This is a genomic window from Pseudomonas sp. PDM10 (genome assembly GCF_014852295.1).
In the GTDB taxonomy this organism is placed as follows: domain Bacteria; phylum Pseudomonadota; class Gammaproteobacteria; order Pseudomonadales; family Pseudomonadaceae; genus Aquipseudomonas.
This window is the reverse complement of sequence record NZ_JACVBJ010000003.1, coordinates 728,665-749,594: the sequence shown is the minus strand read 5'-3', so window position 1 is coordinate 749,594 and position 20,930 is coordinate 728,665. Positions and strand designations below refer to the sequence as shown.

17 protein-coding genes are annotated in these 20,930 nt (G+C 59.3%); 9 read left to right on the top strand and 8 right to left on the bottom strand.

Features of this window, described 5'->3' with window-relative positions:
* Positions 1 to 7 precede the first annotated feature (7 nt).
* The 5 genes from IB252_RS14520 to IB252_RS14500 form a co-directional block, all read right to left on the bottom strand.
* Positions 8 to 1,255, bottom strand: a complete 1,248-nt coding sequence (locus tag IB252_RS14520; RefSeq protein ID WP_192409282.1) for an ABC transporter permease — start codon at positions 1,253 to 1,255, stop codon at positions 8 to 10.
* Between the two features lie 198 nt (positions 1,256 to 1,453).
* Positions 1,454 to 2,497, bottom strand: coding sequence for an ABC transporter substrate-binding protein (locus IB252_RS14515; protein ID WP_111452562.1), 1,044 nt, complete (start codon positions 2,495 to 2,497; stop codon positions 1,454 to 1,456).
* 49 nt (positions 2,498 to 2,546) lie between these two features.
* Positions 2,547 to 3,671: an ABC transporter ATP-binding protein gene (locus IB252_RS14510; RefSeq protein ID WP_192409281.1), complete on the bottom strand. Its 1,125-nt coding sequence runs from the start codon at positions 3,669 to 3,671 to the stop codon at positions 2,547 to 2,549.
* A gap of 341 nt (positions 3,672 to 4,012) precedes the next feature.
* Positions 4,013 to 4,666, bottom strand: coding sequence for a response regulator transcription factor (locus tag IB252_RS14505; protein ID WP_178082239.1), 654 nt, complete (start codon positions 4,664 to 4,666; stop codon positions 4,013 to 4,015).
* Between the two features lie 117 nt (positions 4,667 to 4,783).
* Entirely contained in the window at positions 4,784 to 7,180 is a 2,397-nt protein-coding gene (locus IB252_RS14500; RefSeq protein WP_192409280.1) for a PAS domain S-box protein, read from the bottom strand.
* A gap of 73 nt (positions 7,181 to 7,253) precedes the next feature.
* Here IB252_RS14500 and IB252_RS14495 point away from each other — a divergent pair, with 73 nt between their 5' ends.
* Positions 7,254 to 8,246, top strand: coding sequence for an alpha/beta hydrolase family protein (locus IB252_RS14495; RefSeq protein ID WP_192409279.1), 993 nt, complete (start codon positions 7,254 to 7,256; stop codon positions 8,244 to 8,246).
* Positions 8,247 to 8,366: 120 nt separating this feature from the next.
* Here the strand turns inward: IB252_RS14495 and IB252_RS14490 are convergent, their stop codons facing one another.
* Genes IB252_RS14490 through IB252_RS14480 form a run of 3 tightly spaced genes read right to left on the bottom strand, consistent with a single transcriptional unit; the run spans position 8,367 to position 10,823 of the window.
* Positions 8,367 to 9,134, bottom strand: a complete 768-nt coding sequence (locus tag IB252_RS14490; RefSeq protein ID WP_192409278.1) for a TerB family tellurite resistance protein — start codon at positions 9,132 to 9,134, stop codon at positions 8,367 to 8,369.
* Between the two features lies 1 nt (position 9,135).
* Entirely contained in the window at positions 9,136 to 9,807 is a 672-nt protein-coding gene (murU, locus tag IB252_RS14485) for an N-acetylmuramate alpha-1-phosphate uridylyltransferase MurU (RefSeq protein WP_192409277.1), read from the bottom strand.
* Complete coding sequence (locus IB252_RS14480) at positions 9,804 to 10,823, bottom strand: aminoglycoside phosphotransferase family protein (RefSeq protein WP_192409276.1); 1,020 nt, start codon at positions 10,821 to 10,823, stop codon at positions 9,804 to 9,806. Before IB252_RS14480 ends, murU begins: the two co-directional genes overlap by 4 nt.
* 130 nt (positions 10,824 to 10,953) lie before the next feature.
* On the opposite strand from IB252_RS14480, the gene IB252_RS14475 reads away from it, so the two are divergent.
* From IB252_RS14475 to IB252_RS14440, 8 genes are all read left to right on the top strand, one after another.
* Positions 10,954 to 13,755 (top strand): LPS-assembly protein LptD, encoded by a 2,802-nt coding sequence (locus tag IB252_RS14475; RefSeq protein ID WP_192409275.1) that lies wholly within the window; start codon positions 10,954 to 10,956, stop codon positions 13,753 to 13,755.
* Complete coding sequence (surA, locus tag IB252_RS14470) at positions 13,736 to 15,052, top strand: peptidylprolyl isomerase SurA (RefSeq protein ID WP_192409274.1); 1,317 nt, start codon at positions 13,736 to 13,738, stop codon at positions 15,050 to 15,052. The genes IB252_RS14475 and surA overlap by 20 nt, the downstream gene beginning before the upstream one ends.
* The gene (pdxA, locus tag IB252_RS14465; protein ID WP_192409273.1) at positions 15,049 to 16,038 is read left to right on the top strand and encodes a 4-hydroxythreonine-4-phosphate dehydrogenase PdxA; all 990 of its coding nucleotides are present in this window, start codon (positions 15,049 to 15,051) and stop codon (positions 16,036 to 16,038) included. The genes surA and pdxA overlap by 4 nt, the downstream gene beginning before the upstream one ends.
* Positions 16,035 to 16,853: a 16S rRNA (adenine(1518)-N(6)/adenine(1519)-N(6))-dimethyltransferase RsmA gene (gene rsmA / locus IB252_RS14460; protein WP_111452554.1), complete on the top strand. Its 819-nt coding sequence runs from the start codon at positions 16,035 to 16,037 to the stop codon at positions 16,851 to 16,853. The genes pdxA and rsmA overlap by 4 nt, the downstream gene beginning before the upstream one ends.
* A gap of 121 nt (positions 16,854 to 16,974) precedes the next feature.
* Positions 16,975 to 17,355 (top strand): Co2+/Mg2+ efflux protein ApaG, encoded by a 381-nt coding sequence (gene apaG, locus IB252_RS14455; protein WP_046052365.1) that lies wholly within the window; start codon positions 16,975 to 16,977, stop codon positions 17,353 to 17,355.
* Positions 17,355 to 18,236, top strand: coding sequence for a symmetrical bis(5'-nucleosyl)-tetraphosphatase (locus tag IB252_RS14450; protein ID WP_192409272.1), 882 nt, complete (start codon positions 17,355 to 17,357; stop codon positions 18,234 to 18,236). The genes apaG and IB252_RS14450 overlap by 1 nt, the downstream gene beginning before the upstream one ends.
* Positions 18,237 to 18,269: 33 nt before the next feature.
* On the top strand, positions 18,270 to 18,599 hold the full coding sequence (glpE, locus tag IB252_RS14445; RefSeq protein WP_134104566.1) for a thiosulfate sulfurtransferase GlpE: 330 nt from the start codon (positions 18,270 to 18,272) through the stop codon (positions 18,597 to 18,599).
* 296 nt (positions 18,600 to 18,895) lie between these two features.
* Entirely contained in the window at positions 18,896 to 20,818 is a 1,923-nt protein-coding gene (locus tag IB252_RS14440) for a PrkA family serine protein kinase (RefSeq protein ID WP_033056218.1), read from the top strand.
* Positions 20,819 to 20,930: the final 112 nt, after the last annotated feature.

Here is a 20,930-nt window from a genome sequence, read left to right as displayed (position 1 = left end):
TCTCCCCTTAGCTCAGGCGCAGGCGACTGGCGCCCACCAGCCAGCTGTAAATCAGATAAAGCACCACTGTCGCCAACAGCAGCAGCCCACCGAGTGCGGTCGCCATGCCCCAGTTGATGCTGGTGTTGGTGTAGAAGGCGACGAAGTAACTGACCATCTGATCGTTCGGACTGCCCAGCAAGGCCGGGGTGATGTAGTAGCCGATGGCGAGGATGAACACCAACAGGCAACCGGCGCCGACACCGGCATAGGTCTGCGGGAAGTACACCCGCCAGAAACTGGCGAACGGGTGGCAGCCGAGGGAAATCGCGGCGCGCATGTAGGTCGGCGAAATGCCTTTCATCACGCTGTAGATCGGCAGAATCATGAACGGCAGCAGGATGTGCACCATGGAGATGTAAACCCCGGTGCGGTTGAACACCAGCTCCAGCGGTTTATCGATGATGCCCATCGCCATCAGGCCGCTGTTGATCAAACCACCCGATTGCAGCAACACGATCCACGCGGCGACCCGCACCAGGATCGAAGTCCAGAACGGCAGCAGCACCAGAATCATCAGCAAATTGCTTTGCCGTGACGGCAGGTTCGCCAACAGGTAGGCCAACGGATACGCCAGCAGCAGGCAGATCACGGTGATGATCAGCCCCATCCAGAAGGTCCGGGCGAAGATGTCGAGGTAGATCGCCTGATCGGGTGTGGCCGGGGCGATTTCGCCGAGGTCGTCGATACGGTGATCGACTGCCGCCAGCAAGTAATAAGGGGTGATGTTGCTGGTGTTGCGGCGCACGGCTTGCCAGTAGGCCGGGTCGCCCCAGCGCTCGTCGAGACCTTCCAGCGCTTCTTTATAGGAGGTCGGTTCGGTGGCGAACGGTAAGGCACGTGCGGTTTTGGTCAGCAGGCTGCGGTAGCCGGCCAGCTCCATGTTCAAGCGCTTGGACAGGTCGCCCAGGGTCTGATTCTTGCGGGCTTCAGCGAGGTCTTCGCTGGCGGCCTTGTAAACCGGTTCAGCGGGCAGGCCTCGGCCATCCCAACTGGCGATAGCCGCCACAGTGCGCGGCATGCCGCCGACCACTTCCGGGTTACCGACACTTTTGTAGAGCAGCGCCACGATGGGCACCAGGAACACCAGCAACAGAAACAGCACCAACGGCGCGATCAAGGCTTGTGCTTTCCAGCGGTTGACCCGCTCGGCGTGCTTGAGCCGCTGCTTCAAGGTGGGGTCGGTGCCCGCGTTCAGGGGAATGGCGGTGGCCATGGCGTACTCCGGAAATCTTTGATCGTTACAGAGGCGACAAACGCCGCCTCGAACTTTTGGTACTGATCGTTCCCACGCTCTGCGTGGGAACGCATCCAGTGACGCTCTGCGTCACAGGGACGCTGAGCGCCCCGGGCGGCATTCCCACGCAGAGCGTGGGAACGATCATCCGGTGAACCGTCGTCCCGTGTGACTTGCTTACTTCGCAGCCCAGGAATTGAAGCGCTGTTCCAGTTGCTCACCGTTGTCAGCCCAGAAGCTGACGTCGATCTGCACCTGGTTGGCGATGTTTTCCGGGGTGGTCGGCATGTCTTTGAGGACATCCTTGGCCAGCAACGGTACGGCTTGAATGTTGGCCGGGCCGTAAGCGATGTTTTCCGAGTAGGTCTTCTGCTGCTGCGGCGCCACGGAGAACGCGATGAATTTCTTCGCCGCTTCAGCGCGTGCTTTATCCAGACCTTTCGGGATGGCCCATGCGTCGAAGTCGTAGATACCGCCGTTCCACACGACTTTCAGGTTGCTTTCTTTCTGCACGGCAGCGATCCGGCCGTTGTAGGCCGAGCTCATGACCACGTCGCCGGAAGCGAGGTACTGCGGCGGTTGCGCGCCGGCTTCCCACCACTGGATGCTTGGTTTGAGCTCATCGAGCTTCTTGAACGCGCGGTCCTGACCGTCCTTGCCGGCCAGTACTTTGTAGACGTCTTTCGGCGCAACGCCGTCGGCCATCAGAGCGAATTCCAGGGTGTACTTGGCGCCTTTACGCAGGCCACGTTTGCCCGGGAATTTCTTGGTGTCCCAGAAATCCACCCAGCTGGTCGGTGCAGATTTCAGCTTGTCGGCGTTGTAGGCCAGCACGGTCGACCACACGAAGAAGCCCACGCCGCATGGCTGGATGGCGCCTTTGACGTAGTCTTCGGACTTGCCGAACAACTTCGGATCAAGCTGCTCGAACATGTCTTCGTCGCAACCACGGGACAGTTCTGGCGATTCAACTTCTACCAGGTCCCAGGACACGCTCTTGGTGTCGACCATGGCTTTGACCTTGGCCATTTCGCCGTTGTACTCGCCCGCCACGATCTTGCCGTTACCTGCCGCTTCCCACGGTGCGTAGAAGGCTTTGACCTGCGCCGCCTTGTTCGCCCCGCCAAAGGACACCACGGTCAGGTCCGGGCCCGCCGCCATTGCGTGTGCCGCGCCGATCATGCCCATGACCAAAGCGGTGAATTTCAGGGATCTCAACATTTATTGTTCTCTCCACGTGCAGGGTTGGTGTTGTTGAAGCAGGGGGCGATCAATGCGCCTCTAGAAGTGGGTCGAGCGCGCGAACGTGTTCGACCTGCCAGCCAAGCGGTACTACGTCGCCGACGGCGAGCGCGGGATCGAGCTCGGCAATCGGCTGTTTCACAAAGAAATCGGTCTTGCCGCAGACTTCCAGGCGAACCCGGACGTGGTCGCCCAGGTAGATGAATTCCTCCACCCGCCCTGAGAAGCGGTTGACGCATTGATCGCTTGCGCCGTTGAGGCTAATGCGCTCGGGACGAATCGACAGCGTGACCGGTTCACCGGTCTTGCCGACGTTGACCGCCAGGGCTTCAACCTTTTCACCGCGTCCCAACTCAACCACGCAGCGGTCGCCGGTGTGGCTGTGCAAGCGGCCGTTGAGGCGGTTGTTCTCGCCGATGAAGTTGGCGACGAAGGTGTTTTTCGGCTCTTCATAGAGGGTGCGCGGCGGCGCGATCTGCTGGATTTCGCCCTGGTGGAACACGGCCACGCGATCGGACATGGTCAGGGCTTCGCCCTGGTCGTGGGTCACGTAGACCACGGTCACGCCGAGGCGCTGGTGCAGGTGCTTGATTTCCATCTGCATGTGTTCGCGCAGTTGTTTGTCCAGTGCGCCGAGGGGTTCGTCCATCAGCACCAGTTGCGGTTCGAACACCAAGGCGCGGGCCAGAGCCACACGCTGTTGCTGACCGCCGGACAGTTGCCCCGGATAACGCTGGGCGAAGGTGTCGAGCTGGACCATGCTCAGGACTTTTTTGACCTTGTCGCTAACGTCGCTCTTGTTCAAGCCGCGCACGGTCAACGGGAACGCCAGGTTCTCGGCGACCGTCATGTGCGGGAACAACGCGTAGTTCTGGAACACCATGCCGATGTCGCGTTTGTGCGGCGGCACGTTGTTGATGGAACGCCCGGCCAGCTGGATTTCGCCTGCGGTCGGTGTTTCGAAACCGGCGAGCATCATCAGGCTGGTGGTCTTGCCGGAGCCGGACGGCCCGAGCAAGGTGAGGAATTCGCCTTTGCGAATCTCCAGGTTGAGGTCTTTGACGATCAGGTTCTCGCCGTCGTAGCTTTTTTGCACTCCACGAAAGCTGACCAGAATATCGCTGCCCCCTGCGTTTGAATCGACCTGGCTCATACCCACACCTTTGTTGTGATGACTGCTGTGGACTAAGCCTAGTGGACGCTGCTGACCACGCAAATCGGGGCGCAGGAGAGAATGGCCTCAGCAGGATGGAAGGTTGAGTGTAGGGATTGCCCTACAAGGATGGCGGGGATGGATAGGGGCAACCGCAATGTTGAAGCTGCGAGCCGCAAGAACGGGCAAAAGCGGCTTTGCAGGATGTCGTAAATGGGCATGTGACCACTATCCCTGTGGGAGCGAGCCTGCTCGCGATTGCGGTCTGACATTCAACATTAATGTCGACTGATAGTCCGCTATCGCGAGCAGGCTCGCTCCCACCGGGGACAGCGGTGTTCTTAGAGAAGTTTGTGCTCCATGGCGTACTTCACCAGTTCCGCCAGGGAGGTGATGTTGAGTTTCTGCATCAGCCGCGCCTTGTGGGTGCTGATGGTTTTGCTGCTCAAGGCCAGTTGCTGGGCGATGTCATTGACGTTGGCGCCCTGGGCCAGGCGTTCGAACACCGAGAATTCGCGCTCGGACAACAACGAGTGCAACGGCCGCGAATCGGTCAGGCCGACTTCGAAGACCATGCGGTCGGCCAGGTCCGGGTCGATGTAGCGGCCGCCCGCCGCGACCTTGCGGATCGCCGTCAGCAGCAGCGCCGGATCGCTGTCCTTGGTCGCATAACCCGCAGCGCCGACCTTCAACGCACGGGCGGCCATTTGCGCTTCGTCATGCATCGACAACACCAGAATCGCCGGAGGATTGTTCAGCGCACGAATCCGCGGAATCGCCTCCAGGCCGTTAACCCCAGGCATGGAGATGTCCAGCAAGACCACTTCACAGGGAACATGGCGCAACGTCTCGAGCAACTGCTCGCCATTGCTCGCCTCCCCTACCACCAGCAAATCCTTGGCCAGGCCGATCAATTGCTTGATGCCTTCGCGGACGATGGTGTGGTCTTCGGCTACCAGTACACGGATCACGTTCTTCTCCAGATTCAAGATCATTCGCGAGCAAGCCCGCTCCCACAGTGATTGGGGAGAGCCAAAGATTTCTGCACTTACACAACTCCCTGTGGGAGCGGGCTTGCTCGCGAAGGCGTCTGCCCAAACAACTCAAAACCCTCAGGCCTCATCCAGCGGCACTCGCACGCTCAGGGTCGTGCCTTCACCCGGTTCACTCTCAAGCGACAATTGCCCGCCCATGATCAACACTCGCTCACGCATGCCGACCACCCCGAAGGAGGTTGACCTACCGGTGGCGGGGACAAATCCTACGCCATCATCGCTGACGGTCAGACACAACTCGTCGCCTTCCAGCGCCAATGTCAGTTCGACAGTATGCGCCTGGGCATGGCGCATGACATTGGTCAGCGCTTCCTGAAGGATCCGGAACAGGCCAATCGCCTTGGCATCACTGAGCACCGGCAGGTTCTCCGGCACCTGCACCAGACACGGAATCTGCGTGCGCGCCTCGAATCGGCGAGCCTGCCACTCGATGGCCGAGGCGATCCCGGCGTCGAGAATCGGTGGCCGCAGTGCCGTGGCTACATCGCGAACCAGTTGGAACAGCTGCGCTATCAGTCGCTTCATGCTGTTCAAGCGTTCGTTCAAACCGGGATCGAGCTGCGCGTAGGCCAGTTCGCACATGGAGGTTTCCAGTTTGAGCACGGTCAACATCTGACCGAGTTCGTCGTGTACTTCCCGGGCGATGCGGGCTTTTTCCTCTTCCCGCACACTCTCCAGGTGCGCGGACAATTCACGCAACTGTTCGCGAGAACTGGCCAGTTCCAGTTCGATGCGCTTGCTCTCGCTGATGTCCCAGACGATCCCGTCCCAGACATAGGCGCCGTCTTCGAGTCGGCGGGTGATGGCCTTGATTTCGGCCCAGCGCTGTTCGCCCGAACGGGTGAGAATCCGTCCCTGCCACGACCAGTCACTGTCGGTGTCCAGCGCATGGTCCTGGGTTTGGTGATAACTGGCCTTGTCGTCCGGGTGCACCAGGCTGCGCAGGCCTTTGTCGCGATGGGCCAGGGTAGCCGGTGAGTAACCGACCAGGCTCTCGCTGCCTTCACTGATGTAGGCAAAATCGATCTGCCCCGTCACCGGCGCCCGTTCCAGACGAAAGACCAGTCCTGGAACGTTGGCGGCGATCCCTTGCAGACGCGCCTCGCTTTCCTGCAACGCAGCCAATGCACGACGGCGCTCGGTGACGTCATTGAGGTAAACCACCAGGTATTCACTGTCGCGAAACCGCAAAAAGCTCAGCGAAACGTCCACCGGCAGGTTGCTGCCATCCGCCCGTATGCAGTTGGTTTCAAAACTTTGCGGGCCGTCCTCACTGGCCCGGGCGCGTTTCCACAGGTTCAGCCAGCGATCCATGTGCAAGCCGGGCTCGAAGTCGATCAGCGGCCGATCAATGATCCCGCCCGCCGGATAACCCAGCATGGTTTCGGCCGCGCGATTGGCGTAGCGCACATGGCTGTCCCAGTTGACCCAAAGGATGCCGACAGTGCTCTGGTCGATGGAAAACTGAGTGAGGCGCAAGGCTTCTTCACTGGCGGCACGCAGGGCAATGTCTTCGCGCGCGGCCCGCAAACGATGCTCAAGACTGTGCTGTTGCCGACGCTGCCAGAACACGATGGCCATACTGCTCAGCATCAGCACCGCCAACAACAGACAGAGGTTTTGCCAGAAACCCGGGGACTCGGTCAGGCGCGGGTATTTGGGTTGCAGCCATTGGTTGTGCAGCTGCTCCAGGTCCTTGGCCGGGATCGCCCGCAGCGCGCTTTCAACAATGCCGGCCAGTTCCGGCCAATCCCGGCGCGTGGCCACCCGCAACAGTTGCGGCAAGCCGATATCACCGACCACCACCAGCCCGGCGAACTCAGGCTCGGCAGACAAACGCCCCAACTGCGCTTCGTCGACCACGGCGTAACTGGCCTGCTGACTCAATAACAGTTGCAGTGCCTGGCGTTCGATCGGTACGCCTTGAAGATTCAGGTGCGGGTAATTGCTGCGCAGGTAATCGGCGGTGGCGCCGGGCATGCGCACGGCCACGCGGGTCTGGCTGTCGAGTTTTTCCAGCTCGACCACGCCAGTGCTTTTCTGGTCGCTGACCACCAGTTGCGGCACCCGCATATACGGGTCGGAAAACTGCCAGAGCCGCAGGCCACCGGGGGTTTGGGTCAGCCCCGGAGCGATGTCGATGTCACCCTCGCGCGCGGCGGCTTCCAGTTGCTCCAGGTCGGGAAAGTTGCGCCAGCTCAGCTCGACTTTGAGCGCCTTTGCCAGCCACTTCATCAGCTCGACATTGACCCCAGACAAACGCTGCAAGCGGCGATCGTATTGGGCGTAAGGCACCTGCAACACCAGCCCCACGCGCAATTCGCCATGCTGCGCCAGCCATTGCTGCTGGCCCGCGGACAATTGCGCGACGTGCACCGGTGGCGCGGGAGCCGCCCAGCCCATCAAGGGAAACCACAAACAGCCGATAACCCACAGGCAGCGAAAACGCATCATCGAAATCTCACACACTGACAAATACTGACCAACCCATTAGGCTGCCGGAATAACTTCTGGCCTGGAATATCCGATGCCCCCTGTCTACCGCCTGGCACTGCCAGCATTGTGCCTGTCGCTGATCCTGCCTTGCGCCTTTTCTGTCGAGGCCGCTGACCCGGCGCCTGCCACTACGGAAACACCCGCCGAAGAAAAACCGGTCGAGCGCCAGCCGCTGCTTGAGCGTAGTCAGGAAGAAGCGTCTGCACTTGAGCGACAGATCCCGGCTCAGGAACAGCAGCAACTGCAAGCGGGCAGCGACACGTTTCTGGCCTTGTGGAAACCGGCCAATACCGCCGACCCCAAAGGCGCGGTGATTATCATCCCTGGCGCCGGCGAAACCGTTGACTGGCCGCAAGCAATCGGTCCATTGCGACGTAAATTGCCGGACGCCGAGTGGAGCAGCCTGAGTATCACCTTGCCGGACCTGCAAAGCGACGCCATTGCGCCGCGTATCGTAGAAATCGCACCTACACCAAAAGCCGCTGACACCGGCAGCAAAAACTCGACCACTGCCGCGCCCATCGAACAAGCGGCGGGCGGTGAAGCGGAGGTGGCGGACAAGGCGATCGCCGAAACTACCGAAGAACAGGCCAAAGCCGACGCCGAACGAATCTTCGCCCGCATCGACGCCGCGATTGCCTACGCCGAACAGCAAAGCGCTCGCCGCATTGTCGTGCTGGGGCATGGCACTGGCGCTTACTGGGCCGCGCGCTATCTGAGCGAGAAGCAGCCCTCGCAAGTCGAGAAGTTTGTGATGGTCGCCGCTCAGATGCCGGTGAAAGCCAAACCGGAGCTGGCCGAGCTGACAACGACCCTGAAGCTGCCCACCGCAGACATCTTCTATATAGACAAGCCGCTGGATCGCAACCTGGCACTGGAGCGTTTGCAAGCCAGCAAACGCTTGAAGACTTCGGGGTTCAGTCAGGTCTCGCTCAAGGCTTTGCCGGGTAATTCCAAGGCTGAGCAAGAACAGCTGTTCCGGCGGGTGCGAGGCTGGTTGAATCCACAGAACGCGGTCAACTGATAGACCGCGTCGCCCCCTTCGCGAGCAAGCCCGCTCCCACATTTGACCGGTATACACAGGACAAATGTGGGAGCGGGCTTGCTCGCGAAGGGGGCGTACAAACACTACAAATCTGTTGCCCTAACGAAAACCCCGCCGCGCGCGAATCAATGTGTAGGCGCTATGCAGTTCGCGAGTCTTGTCAGTGGCTTCGCGCACCTGCAGCGCCGTCGCACCGCTGCCGGCGATCTTGTCCGGGTGATGGCGACTCAGCAGGCGTCGATAAGCACGCTTGATCTGCGCCGGCTCGGTGGTCGCCGAAACGCCCAAAAGCCGCAGAGCATCTTGATAGGTCAGCGCGGTGCTGGCCTGTGCAAACTTGTGCTGCTCGTAATCGGCTGCCAGAGCCTGCACCTGTTGTGACGTCCAGCCCAGCCATTTACCCCACTGCCTGATCAGCTCTCGTTCAGCACTGCCGGCGCGGCCATCCGCCCAGATCATCCGCCAACAGGCGCGCAAGACGCCTTCGGCCGCATGAGGCTGAGCGCTCAAGCGGCGCAAATACCCACGCAACCGGTCATTTCCCGACTTGCCGCGATTGAACGCGGCAATGGCCCGGAGCTGGGCCGACTCGGTCATGTCCAGAGAACGCATTTCCTGACGGGCCTGCTGGATATGGCCCTCGACCACCCTTCCATCGCTCTTGGCCAGGCGTCCCAACAACACAAACAGCAATTCATCGTTGCGCAGCACCGGGCGGCCACCGAGTTTTTCTCGCAAGTGCGCCCAGCTCTGTATGTGCAAATGCCGATCCAGCACCTGCCCCAACAAGGCGCCAAGCATGGCCCCCGGAATGCTGGCGATATAAAAGCCCGCTCCGGCTCCAATCAGAGTCCCTGGCCACAACATGTCAGCGTCTCGCTTCTAACAGGGTTTCGACTTCAGCCAGACGCTCGTGAGTGCCAACATCCACCCAATGTCCCTTCAAGTGCTCGCCGGTGACTTGTCCATCGGCCATGGCCTTGCGCAGCAGCGGTGCAAGCTTGAAGGCGCCGGCGGAGCAACCGTCGAACAGCTGCGGGTGCAGGACCGCGATGCCGCTGTAGGTCAGGGTTGCAATGCCCGGTTGAGCGTCGCGTACTTGCCCGTCGATCAGGCTGAAATCGCCAGTCGGATGATGGGCAGGGTTGTCCGCCAACACCAGATGCGCCAGCCCGGTGATGGGGTGGTGCAACATGCTGAAGTCGTAGTCGGTCCAGATGTCACCGTTGACCACCATAAAGGCCTCGTCACCCAGCAACGGCAGCGCGCGGAAAATCCCGCCTCCGGTTTCCAGTGGCTCACCTTCCGGCGAGTACTGAATACGTACGCCGTATTGCGAGCCATCACCCAGGTAGTTTTCGATCAACTGGCCGAGCCAGGCATGGTTGATCACCACCTCGGTAAACCCCGCCACCGCCAAGGCTTTCAAGTGATACTCGATCAACGGTATACCGCCAGCGCGAACCAGCGGTTTCGGCGTGGTCAGGGTCAGCGGGCGCATGCGCTCGCCTTTCCCTGCGGCCAGAATCATTGCCTTCATGCATTCACTCCAGCACGTAGACTCAGCAGCAACACATCCAGCTCGGCCAGTTCAGGACGGCGGGCGATCACGGCGTCTATATAAGCAAAGAAGCGTGGCACATCGCCGAGATAGCGAGGCTTGCCGTCACGGTGGCAGATGCGGGCAAAGATGCCGATCACTTTCAAGTGCCGCTGCACGCCCATCAGGTCACTGGCACGCAGGAAATCTTCGAAGTCGGGCTGAACCGGGATTCCGAGATCGCCCGCTTGCTGCCAGTAAGCTTGCAGCCAGCCGCGCACACGCTCCTCGGGCCAGCTGAGGAACGCATCCTTGAACAGGCAGGTCACGTCGTAGGTCACGGGACCATAGACTGCGTCCTGGAAATCCAGCACGCCAGGATTTGGCTCGCTGAGCATCAGGTTGCGTGGCATGTAATCGCGGTGCACCAGCACTTTGGGCTGGGCCAGCGCGCTGTCGATCAATAGCTCAGTTACGTTCTGCCAGAGTATTTGCTGCGCCGAGTCGAACTCGATGCCCAACTCGCGCTTCACGTACCACTCAGGGAACAACTCCAGCTCACGGCGCAGCAGCGCCACGTCATAACTTGGCAGCGGCGCAACCATCGGCAACTGCTGAAAAGCCAGCAGTGCTTGCAGGGCATCCTCGAACAAATCGTCAGCATTTTCGCTGTCGATCACGTCAAGGTAAGTCTTGTTGCCCAGGTCATTGAGCAAAAGAAAACCACGTTCGAGGTCTTCAGCATAAATTTTCGGAACATTTATTCCGGATTTCGCCAGCAAAAAAGCGATATCCACGAAGGGTTTACAGTTTTCCTGGGGCGGTGGCGCGTCCATCACGACGAAGCTTCTGCCCTCGCCTTCCCAGCGAAAATAACGTCGAAAACTCGCATCGCTACTGGCCGCGGTCAACGTGGCCGGGGGTACGACACCCCAATTCTGCTCTGCAAAGAGGACAGCCAATTGCTCATCGAGCCAAACTTTCAGGTGTTGCAAACGTACATCTTGGTCAGGCATTGCAAGGGTCTCCGACGGCGCTAGCCGTCAAGCGGGTCATGCTTTATTATCCAGCATCTTTTTCAGACCATCGAGAGGCGTGCGGCCCACACCGCGGGCAGATGGCACGCAGGAAGCCCGGACTAATAAGATGGCATTGAAATCCCCCGCGTTTCGTAAAAAATTTCCGTTGTTGGTTACCGGCAGTCTGCTGGCCCTGCAACCTCTAGCCACTTCGTTCGTGGTCGCCGCGGAACAGTATGACTGCTCAGTCTCTGCTTCGGGTGCCTGGAACTGTGCGCCAAAATCTCCAGCAGCTGCGCTGCCACCTCGCCCCGTCCATGACGGCAGTGCGGCGGCAAGCACCAGCGGCGAGACTCCGGCTGACAGCGGTTTAAGTCAAGACACCGGTGCCAAGCCTGTGCTGGTGACCGAATCCAAGGGCCGTGGCCTGAAGTCGCGTAGCGAAGACTACAGTCACCTCGACTGGGTTCCGCGCGAGAAGCTCACTGCAGCGCAATTGGCCGAAACAGGTCCTTACTGCTCTGGTTCCTATATCGAACCCATTCGTCCTGGCATGAATGACAAGACGAATAAAAGTGACGCTCCGACCTTTCTCGGCGCCAAAGCCTCTCGCTATAAGCAGGATGAGCAGGTCGCGACCCTCGCGGGCGACGTGGTCATGCGCCAGGGCAGCATGCAGGTCGAAGCCGACGAAGCGAACCTGTACCAGGCCGAGAGCCGTGGCGAACTGAGCGGCAACGTCCGTGTTCGCGACAACGGCGCACTGATCGTTGGCGACCACGCCGACGTACAGCTCGACACCGGTGAAGCCAAGGTCGACAACGCCGAATACGTGATGCATAAATCCCGTATCCGCGGTAATGCGCTGTACGCCAAACGTGCCGAGAACGCGATCATCCGCCTCAAGGATGGTACGTACACCACGTGCGAACCGAACAGCAACGCCTGGCAGCTCAAGGGCAACAACATCACCTTGAACCCGGCCACCGGTTTCGGTACCGCGACCAACGTGACACTGCGGGTCAAGGACATTCCGGTTCTGTACACGCCGTACATCTATTTCCCGATCGACGACCGTCGCCAGTCCGGCTTCCTGCCGCCGACCATTGGCACCGGCAGCGATACCGGCTTCATGCTGGTCACACCGTATTACTTCAACCTGGCACCGAACTACGATGCCACGTTGTACCCGCGCTACATGAGCAAGCACGGGCTGTTGATGGAAGGCGAATTCCGTTACCTGACCCCGTCCAGCGAAGGTCAGTTCGGCGCTGCGTACCTCAACGACGAAGACACCGATCGCAGTGGTCAGACCGATTACCAAAAAAACCGCTACATGTATAACTGGCAACACAAGGGCGGTCTCGACTCGCGCGTTCTGACTCAAGTCGATTACACCAAGCTCAGTGATCCGTATTACTTCCAGGATCTGCAAACCGACCAGATCGGGGTTAAAAGCTCTGATTATGTGAACCAGCAGGGGTCTGTCACCTATCGTGGCGACAGCTACACCGCTCGTGTGAACGCCCAGGCTTATCAGCTCGCAACCGTTTCGGACATCACGCCGTATGACCGCTTGCCGCAGATCACTTTCGTGGGTCAGTTGCCGACTCACCCTGGTGGCCTGAATTTTGACTACGAGACAGAAGTCGTACGCTTCGACCGTGATTTGAAAAACGGTAACTTCGTAAACGAAGATGGCACTGTTGAACCGCGCCTTGATAACAACGTTACGGGACTGGCACGTGCCAACGGCGACCGCTTGAATCTCAAGCCAGGTGTCAGCCTGCCGCTGGACTGGACTTATGGCTTCCTGAAGCCATCGCTCAAGTACCAGTACACCCAGTACCAACTGGACCTGGACGGTACCGGCAAAAGCCAGATTGACGCGCAAACCGCGGAGCAGCAAAAGCTCAATGGTACCTTCAGCAGCAATCAGAACCGTGGCGTACCGATTGCAAGCATCGACAGCGGCCTGTACTTCGATCGCAACACCCAATGGTTCGGCAAGAATTATCGCCAGACCCTCGAACCGCGCCTGTTCTACCTGTACGTCCCTGAAACGGATCAGGAAGACATTCCGGTGTTCGACACCAGCGAATACACCTTCAACTACGCGTCGCTATTCCGTGACAACCGCTTCTCCGGCTCCGACCGCGTCGGTGACGAGAACAAACTGTCTCTGGGCATAACCAACCGCTGGATCGAAGACAATGGCTTTGAACGTCAACGCATCAGCGTCGGCCAGGCCATGTATTTCAAGGATCGTGAAGTTCAGTTGCCGGGTATCGATGCAAAAACCCGCCAGGACGCGCAAGCTAATGTCTCGCCGTATGCGCTGGAATACGAATACCGCTGGAACCGTGATTGGCGCACCACGGCCGATTACAACTGGGACCCGGACAGCCGCAGCCCTCGCTCGGGCAGCGCGATGTTCCATTACCAGCCTGAAGACAACCCGAACAAGGTCATCAACGCCGGCTATCGCTATCGTAATGACCAGGTCCGTTACGACCAGAACACCGGTAAATGGCAAGTGGGCGGTGGTGACTACGGCACCCCGGGCCAACCTGGCTACGTGAAGGACTACTACAAGATCGAGCAGCACGATTTCTCGGTGATCTGGCCGATCGTGCCGCAATGGAACGCCATCAGCCGCTGGCAGTATGACTACAACCGTAACCGTACCCTGGAAGCTTTCGGTGGTTTCGAGTACGACAACTGCTGCTGGAAACTGCGCCTGATCAACCGTTACTGGGTTTCGTATGACGAGTTCAGTCAGAACGCCCCGGAAAACGAAAAAGGCGACCACGGCGTCTTCCTACAAATCGTTCTGAAAGGTCTCGGCGGCCTCACCGGCGCCAAAGTAGAGAGCTTCCTCGACAAAGGCATCCAAGGTTATCGTGAACGTGAAGACCAAGCTTTCTGATTGTCTGCGCCCGCTAGTGTTGGGCGCGCTGTTCCTGGGTACCGCGGCGAACGCCGCGGTGCAGTCCATCGATAAAGTGGTGGCCATTGTCGATAACGACGTGGTCATGCAGAGCCAACTGGACCAACGCGTTCATGAAGTTCAGCAAACCATCGCCAAGCGCGGTGCTGCCGTACCGCCGGCCAACGTGCTGGATCAGCAGGTACTTGAACGTCTGATCGTCGAAAACCTGCAACTGCAGATCGGCGAACGTTCGGGTATCCGCATTACCGATGAAGAACTGAACCAGGCTGTCGGCACCATTGCCCAGCGCAACAACATGTCCGTGGATCAATTCCGCGCGGCCCTGACTCGCGACGGTCTGTCTTACGACGACGCCCGTGACCAGATTCGCCGCGAAATGGTCATCAGCCGTGTGCGTCAGCGTCGTGTGGCCGAGCGAATCCAGGTTTCCGAACAGGAAGTGAAGAACTTCCTCGCTTCCGACCTTGGCAAAATGCAACTGTCCGAAGAATTCCGCTTGGCCAACATCCTGATTCCTACGCCGGAAAGCGCCAACTCCGACGCGATTCAGAATGCAGCCAAACAGGCCGACGCGGTTTACCAGCAGCTCAAGCAAGGCGCTGACTTCGGTCAGTTGGCAATCGCCAAATCCGCCAGCGAAACCGCACTGGAAGGTGGCGACATGGGCTGGCGTAAAGCCGGTCAACTGCCACCTCCGTTCGATCGCATGCTGAGCACCATGGCTGTCGGCGACATTACCCAGCCAATGCGCACACCGGGCGGCTTCATCATCCTGAAGATCCTCGACAAGCGTGGCGGTGAGACCCAGACACGAGATGAAGTGCACGTGCGTCATATCCTGGTCAAACCGAGTCCGATCCGCGACGAAGCAAAAACCAAAGCCCTGGCTCAGTCCCTCTACACCCGAATCGAAGCGGGCGAAGATTTCGGCGAACTGGCGAAAAGCTTCTCGGAAGATCCGGGTTCCGCCCTCAACGGTGGCGACCTGAACTGGGTCGACCCGAATGCACTGGTTCCCGAGTTCCGCGAAGTGATGGCCAAGACCCCACAAGGTCAGCTGTCCAAGCCGTTCCAGACCCAATATGGCTGGCATGTTCTGGAAGTCCTTGGCCGTCGCGCCACTGACAGCACCACCCAGGCCCGCGAGCAGCAAGCAATGACCGTATTGCGTAACCGCAAATATGACGAAGAGCTGCAAACCTGGCTGCGTCAGATCCGTGACGAAGCGTACGTAGAGATCAAACTCCCTGGTGCAGACCAGGCAGCGCAGTGAAACCCAAACGTTTCGCGCTGACACCCGGCGAACCGGCCGGTATAGGTCCCGACCTGTGCCTGCTGCTCGCCTCGCAAGCCCAGCCACATCCCCTGATTGCCATTACCAGCCTCGACCTGCTCCTTGAGCGGGCCGTGCAGCTGGGTGTGGTTGTCGATTTGCTGCCGGTAACCCCGGACAACTGGCCGGATGTACCCGCACCAGCCAACAGCCTGTATGTCTGGGATACACCGCTCAACGCCAAGGTCACTGCCGGGCAACTGGACAAGGCCAACGCGGCTTTCGTTCTCGAAACCCTGACCCGAGCTGGCCAAGGCTGCCTGGACGGGCATTTTTCCGGCATGATCACAGCCCCTGTGCACAAGGGCGTGATCAATGAATCCGGGATCGCCTTTTCCGGGCACACAGAATTTCTCGCCGACCTGACCCATACCGCACAAGTGGTGATGATGCTCGCCACTCGCGGATTGCGCGTGGCGCTGGTCACCACTCACCTGCCTCTTCGCGAGATTGCCGATGCGATCACGCCGGAGCGTCTGGAACGGGTCACGCGAATTCTGTACGCCGATCTGCAAGAAAAATTCGGCATTGCCCAGCCACGCATCCTTGTGTGTGGGCTCAACCCCCATGCCGGCGAAGGCGGACACCTGGGCCATGAAGAAATCGACATCATCGAACCTACATTAGAGCGCCTGCGCGGCGAAGGAATGGACCTTCGTGGCCCCCTGCCCGCCGACACTCTGTTTACCCCCAAGTATCTGGAGCACTGCGATGCAGTGCTGGCGATGTACCACGACCAGGGCTTGCCTGTGCTGAAGTACAAAGGCTTCGGTGCGGCAGTCAACGTGACCCTCGGCTTGCCGATCATCCGCACATCGGTCGACCACGGCACTGCCCTGGACCTGGCCGGCAGCGGAAAAATCGATACCGGCAGCCTGCAAGTCGCCCTGGAAACCGCCTACCAGATGGCCGAGACCCGTTTATGACCGAGCATTACCAACACAAGGCGCGCAAACGCTTTGGCCAGAACTTCCTGCACGATGCCGGCGTTATCGACCGCATCCTGCGCGCCATCCGCGCCAAGCCCGAAGACCGTCTGCTGGAAATCGGCCCTGGCCAGGGTGCGCTGACTCAAGGCCTGCTCAACAGCGGCGCCCAGCTGGACGTGGTGGAGCTGGACAAGGATCTGATCCCGATCCTCAACCAGCTATTTGCCAGCAAGAGCAATTTCAACCTGCATCAGGGCGACGCGCTGAAGTTCGACTTCACCAGCCTGAATGCCGCGCCGAACAGCCTGCGGGTGGTCGGCAACCTGCCGTACAACATCTCTACGCCGCTGATTTTTCACCTGCTGCATAACGCCAGTCTGATTCGCGACATGCATTTCATGCTGCAAAAGGAAGTGGTCGAGCGCCTGGCAGCAGGCCCTGGTGGTGGTGACTGGGGTCGCTTGTCGATCATGGTTCAGTATCACTGCCGGGTTGAACACCTGTTCAACGTTGGTCCGGGCGCGTTCAATCCGCCGCCCAAAGTCGATTCGGCTATCGTGCGCCTGGTGCCTCACGCGGTGCTGCCGCACCCGGCCAAGGATCACAAGCTGTTGGAACGTGTCGTGCGCGAAGCCTTTAACCAGCGCCGCAAGACTCTGCGTAACACCCTCAAGCTGCTGCTGAGCAACGCTGAAATCGAAGCCGCCGGCGTTGATGGCAGCCTGCGCCCCGAACAGCTCGATCTGGCCGCCTTCGTGCGCCTGGCCGACAAGCTCAGCGAACAAGTCCTACAGACGCCCGCCGCCGACTGACAGGCTATGAGCGTTATCGGGTAGGACACCAGCCTTCATGTCTGGTTTACTACCCGATACTTGGCCTAGACTGATCTCCATCAGCTACGCCCCGCGTTCCGCTTCGTTTAAGGCCTCTTGCATGTCCGATCCTCGTTACCAGGTCGACGTCAGCGTCGTCACCCGCTATCTGGCAGAACAATCGCAACCCGAGCAAAACCGCTTTGCCTTCGCCTATACCATCACCGTGCACAACAATGGCGAGCTACCGGCCAAACTGTTGTCGCGGCACTGGGTGATCACCGACGGTGACGGGCATGTCGAAGAGGTTCGCGGAGCCGGTGTTGTTGGCCAGCAACCGTTGATCGACGTCGGCGAAAGCCACACCTACAGCAGCGGCACCGTCATGACCTCCAAGGTCGGCACGATGCAGGGCACTTATGAAATGGTTGCCGACGACGGCAAACACTTCGACGCCATCATCGCCCCATTCCGCCTGGCGGTGCCCGGAGCCCTGCACTGATGGCAACGTACGCCGTCGGCGATCTGCAAGGCTGCCTTCAAGCACTGCAATGCCTGCTCAAGCAAGTCGCCTTCGACCCGACACGGGATCGTCTGTGGCTGGTCGGCGATCTGGTCAACCGTGGCCCGCAGTCCCTGGACACCTTGCGCTTCCTCTATAGCATCCGCGAATCGCTGGTATGCGTGCTCGGCAACCACGACCTGCACTTGCTGGCTGCCGGAAAAAACATCGAACGCCTGAAGAAGTCCGACACCCTGCTCGAGATTCTCGCCGCGCCCGATTGCGCGGAACTGCTGGAGTGGCTGCGCCAGCAAAAGCTCATGCACTACGACGAACAACGCAATGTCGCCCTGGTACATGCCGGCATTCCGCCCCAGTGGTCGCTGCGCAAGGCCTTGAAGTATGCCGCCGAAGTCGAGACGGCATTGCGCGATGACAACCTGTTGCCGCCCTACCTCGATGGCATGTACGGCAACGATCCGGCGAAATGGGACAACGACCTCAAAGGCGTGACACGCCTACGGGTGATCACCAACTATTTCACCCGCATGCGGTTTTGTACTGCCGAGGGCAAGCTTGACCTCAAAAGCAAGGAAGGCCTCGACAATGCGCCACCGGGTTACAAACCCTGGTTTGAGCACAAAGAGCGCAAGACCAGGGGCCTGAAGATCATCTTCGGCCACTGGGCCGCTCTGGAAGGCCGCTGCAATGAGCCAGGCATCTCGGCCCTCGACACCGGTTGTGTCTGGGGTGGCGCCCTGACCCTCATGAATGTCGACAGCGGTGAACGCCTGTCTTGCAAATGCGACGAGCATGGCCTTGCCCTGCCGCCAGTCGCCACACTTATCCCCGAACCATCGTCAGCAAGCGCCCCGCGCTAGACTGCGCTTTCAGCCGAGCCACAGGAGCCCGCCATGAGCGAATTCAAACGTATCCCCCCGGAACAGGCCCAGGCCCTGCGCGAACAAGGCGCGGTGGTGGTCGATGTTCGCGACCCAACAACCTTTGCCGCACTGCACATCGCCGGCTCGAAGCATCTGGATAACCACTCCATCTCGGATTTCATCCGCGCTGCCGACCTCGACGCACCGACAGTGGTGGTCTGCTACCACGGCAATTCCAGTCAGAGCGCCGCTGCGTACCTCATTAGCCAGGGCTTCTCCGACGTCTACAGCATGGATGGTGGCTTTGAGCTGTGGCGTACGACTTATCCTTCGGAAACGGCGCAAGGCACTTCCGAATAATTTTTTTGTAACGCGCAAGCCCCGGTCCCCGTGGGCTCGCGCGGTGGCAGACGAACGGTCTGCCACAACTAATTACGTATCTCGCCTTTACCTGTCGAATAAGCAACTATCCTTAAGCGCAGGCCATCCAAAACAGGGGAGAGCCGGTACACCGGCGCGCGGGTCATCGGGAGTAGCTTTCGGGGTAGTCAGCTTCGAAAGAGTTCTGGGGGGTAAACAGCGACTGCATATTCGGTCGCTGCCAGCATCGACTGAATGATCCGGCGTCGGCTCCACGTATCGAGCGAGGTGACGTCATGAGTATCTTTAGCCACTTCCAACAACGCTTCGAGTCCACACGCCAGGAAGAACTCTCGCTGCAAGAGTATCTTGAACTGTGCAAAAGCGACCGTAGCGCCTACGCCTCCGCCGCCGAGCGTCTGTTACTGGCCATCGGCGAACCGGAGCTCCTCGACACCTCGGCCAACTCGAGGCTGTCGCGAATCTTTTCCAACAAGGTAATCCGCCGCTATCCGGCCTTTGAAGACTTCCACGGGATGGAAGAATGCATTGACCAGATCGTGTCGTATTTCCGCCATGCCGCTCAGGGCCTGGAAGAGAAGAAACAGATTCTCTATCTGCTCGGCCCTGTGGGTGGCGGTAAATCATCCCTGGCCGAGAAGCTGAAACAGCTGATCGAAAAAGTGCCCTTCTATGCGATCAAGGGCTCGCCGGTATTCGAATCGCCTCTGGGTCTGTTCAACGCCACTGAAGATGGCGCGATCCTCGAGGAAGACTTCGGCATTCCACGGCGCTATCTCAACACCATCATGTCGCCGTGGGCGACCAAACGCCTCGCCGAATTCGGCGGCGACATCAGCCAGTTCCGTGTGGTGAAGCTGTATCCGTCGATCCTCAACCAGATCGCAGTGGCCAAAACCGAGCCGGGAGATGAAAACAACCAGGACATCTCGGCACTGGTGGGCAAGGTCGATATCCGCAAACTGGAAGAGTTCCCGCAGAACGATGCCGACGCCTACAGCTACTCGGGCGCACTGTGCCGGGCAAACCAGGGCCTGATGGAATTCGTCGAAATGTTCAAGGCACCGATCAAGGTGCTGCACCCACTGCTGACCGCCACACAGGAAGGCAACTACAACAGTACCGAAGGTCTGGGAGCCATTCCGTTTACCGGGATCCTGCTGGCCCACTCCAACGAATCTGAATGGCACACCTTCCGCAACAACAAAAACAACGAAGCCTTCATCGACCGGATCTACATCGTCAAAGTGCCGTATTGCCTGCGGGTCAGCGACGAAGTGAAGATCTACGACAAGCTCTTGTTCAACAGTTCCCTGGCCAAGGCTCACTGCGCGCCTGACACCCTGAAGATGCTTGCCCAGTTCACCGTACTCTCGCGACTGAAAGAGCCTGAGAACTCCAACATCTACTCCAAGATGCGCGTGTATGACGGCGAAAACCTCAAGGACACCGATCCGAAGGCCAAGTCGATCCAGGAATACCGCGATAACGCGGGTGTCGACGAAGGCATGAACGGCCTGTCGACCCGCTTCGCGTTCAAGATCCTGTCGAAAGTGTTCAACTTTGATCCGCACGAAATCGCCGCCAACCCGGTGCACTTGCTGTACGTGCTGGAACAACAGATCGAACAGGAACAATTCCAGGCGGAAACCCGCGAACGCTATCTGCGCTTCCTCAAGGAGTACCTGGCACCGCGTTATATCGAATTCATCGGCAAGGAGATCCAGACCGCCTACCTCGAGTCTTACAGCGAGTATGGTCAGAACATCTTCGATCGCTATGTGCTGTACGCCGACTTCTGGATCCAGGACCAGGAATACCGCGACCCGGAAACCGGCGAGATCCTCAACCGCGTAGCGCTGAACGAAGAACTGGAGAAAATCGAAAAACCGGCCGGCATCAGCAATCCGAAGGATTTCCGCAACGAAATCGTCAACTTCGTACTGCGCGCCCGGGCCAATAACAACGGCAAGAATCCGACCTGGCTCAGCTACGAAAAACTGCGGGTGGTCATCGAGAAGAAAATGTTCTCCAACACCGAGGACCTCCTGCCAGTCATCAGCTTCAACGCCAAGGCCAGCAAAGAGGACCAGCAGAAGCACAACGACTTCGTCACACGGATGGTCGAGCGGGGCTACACCGACAAACAGGTACGACTGCTGTCCGAGTGGTACCTGCGGGTCAGAAAATCACAATAACCCGCTGCCGGTCAGACCGGTTGTCGTCAGCCAGAGGCCTGTGTACGCATTTTCTGTTACACAGACCTCTGGGAGGTGTTCGAAAGTCGGTAGCGAGGTTCAGTCAGCGTCC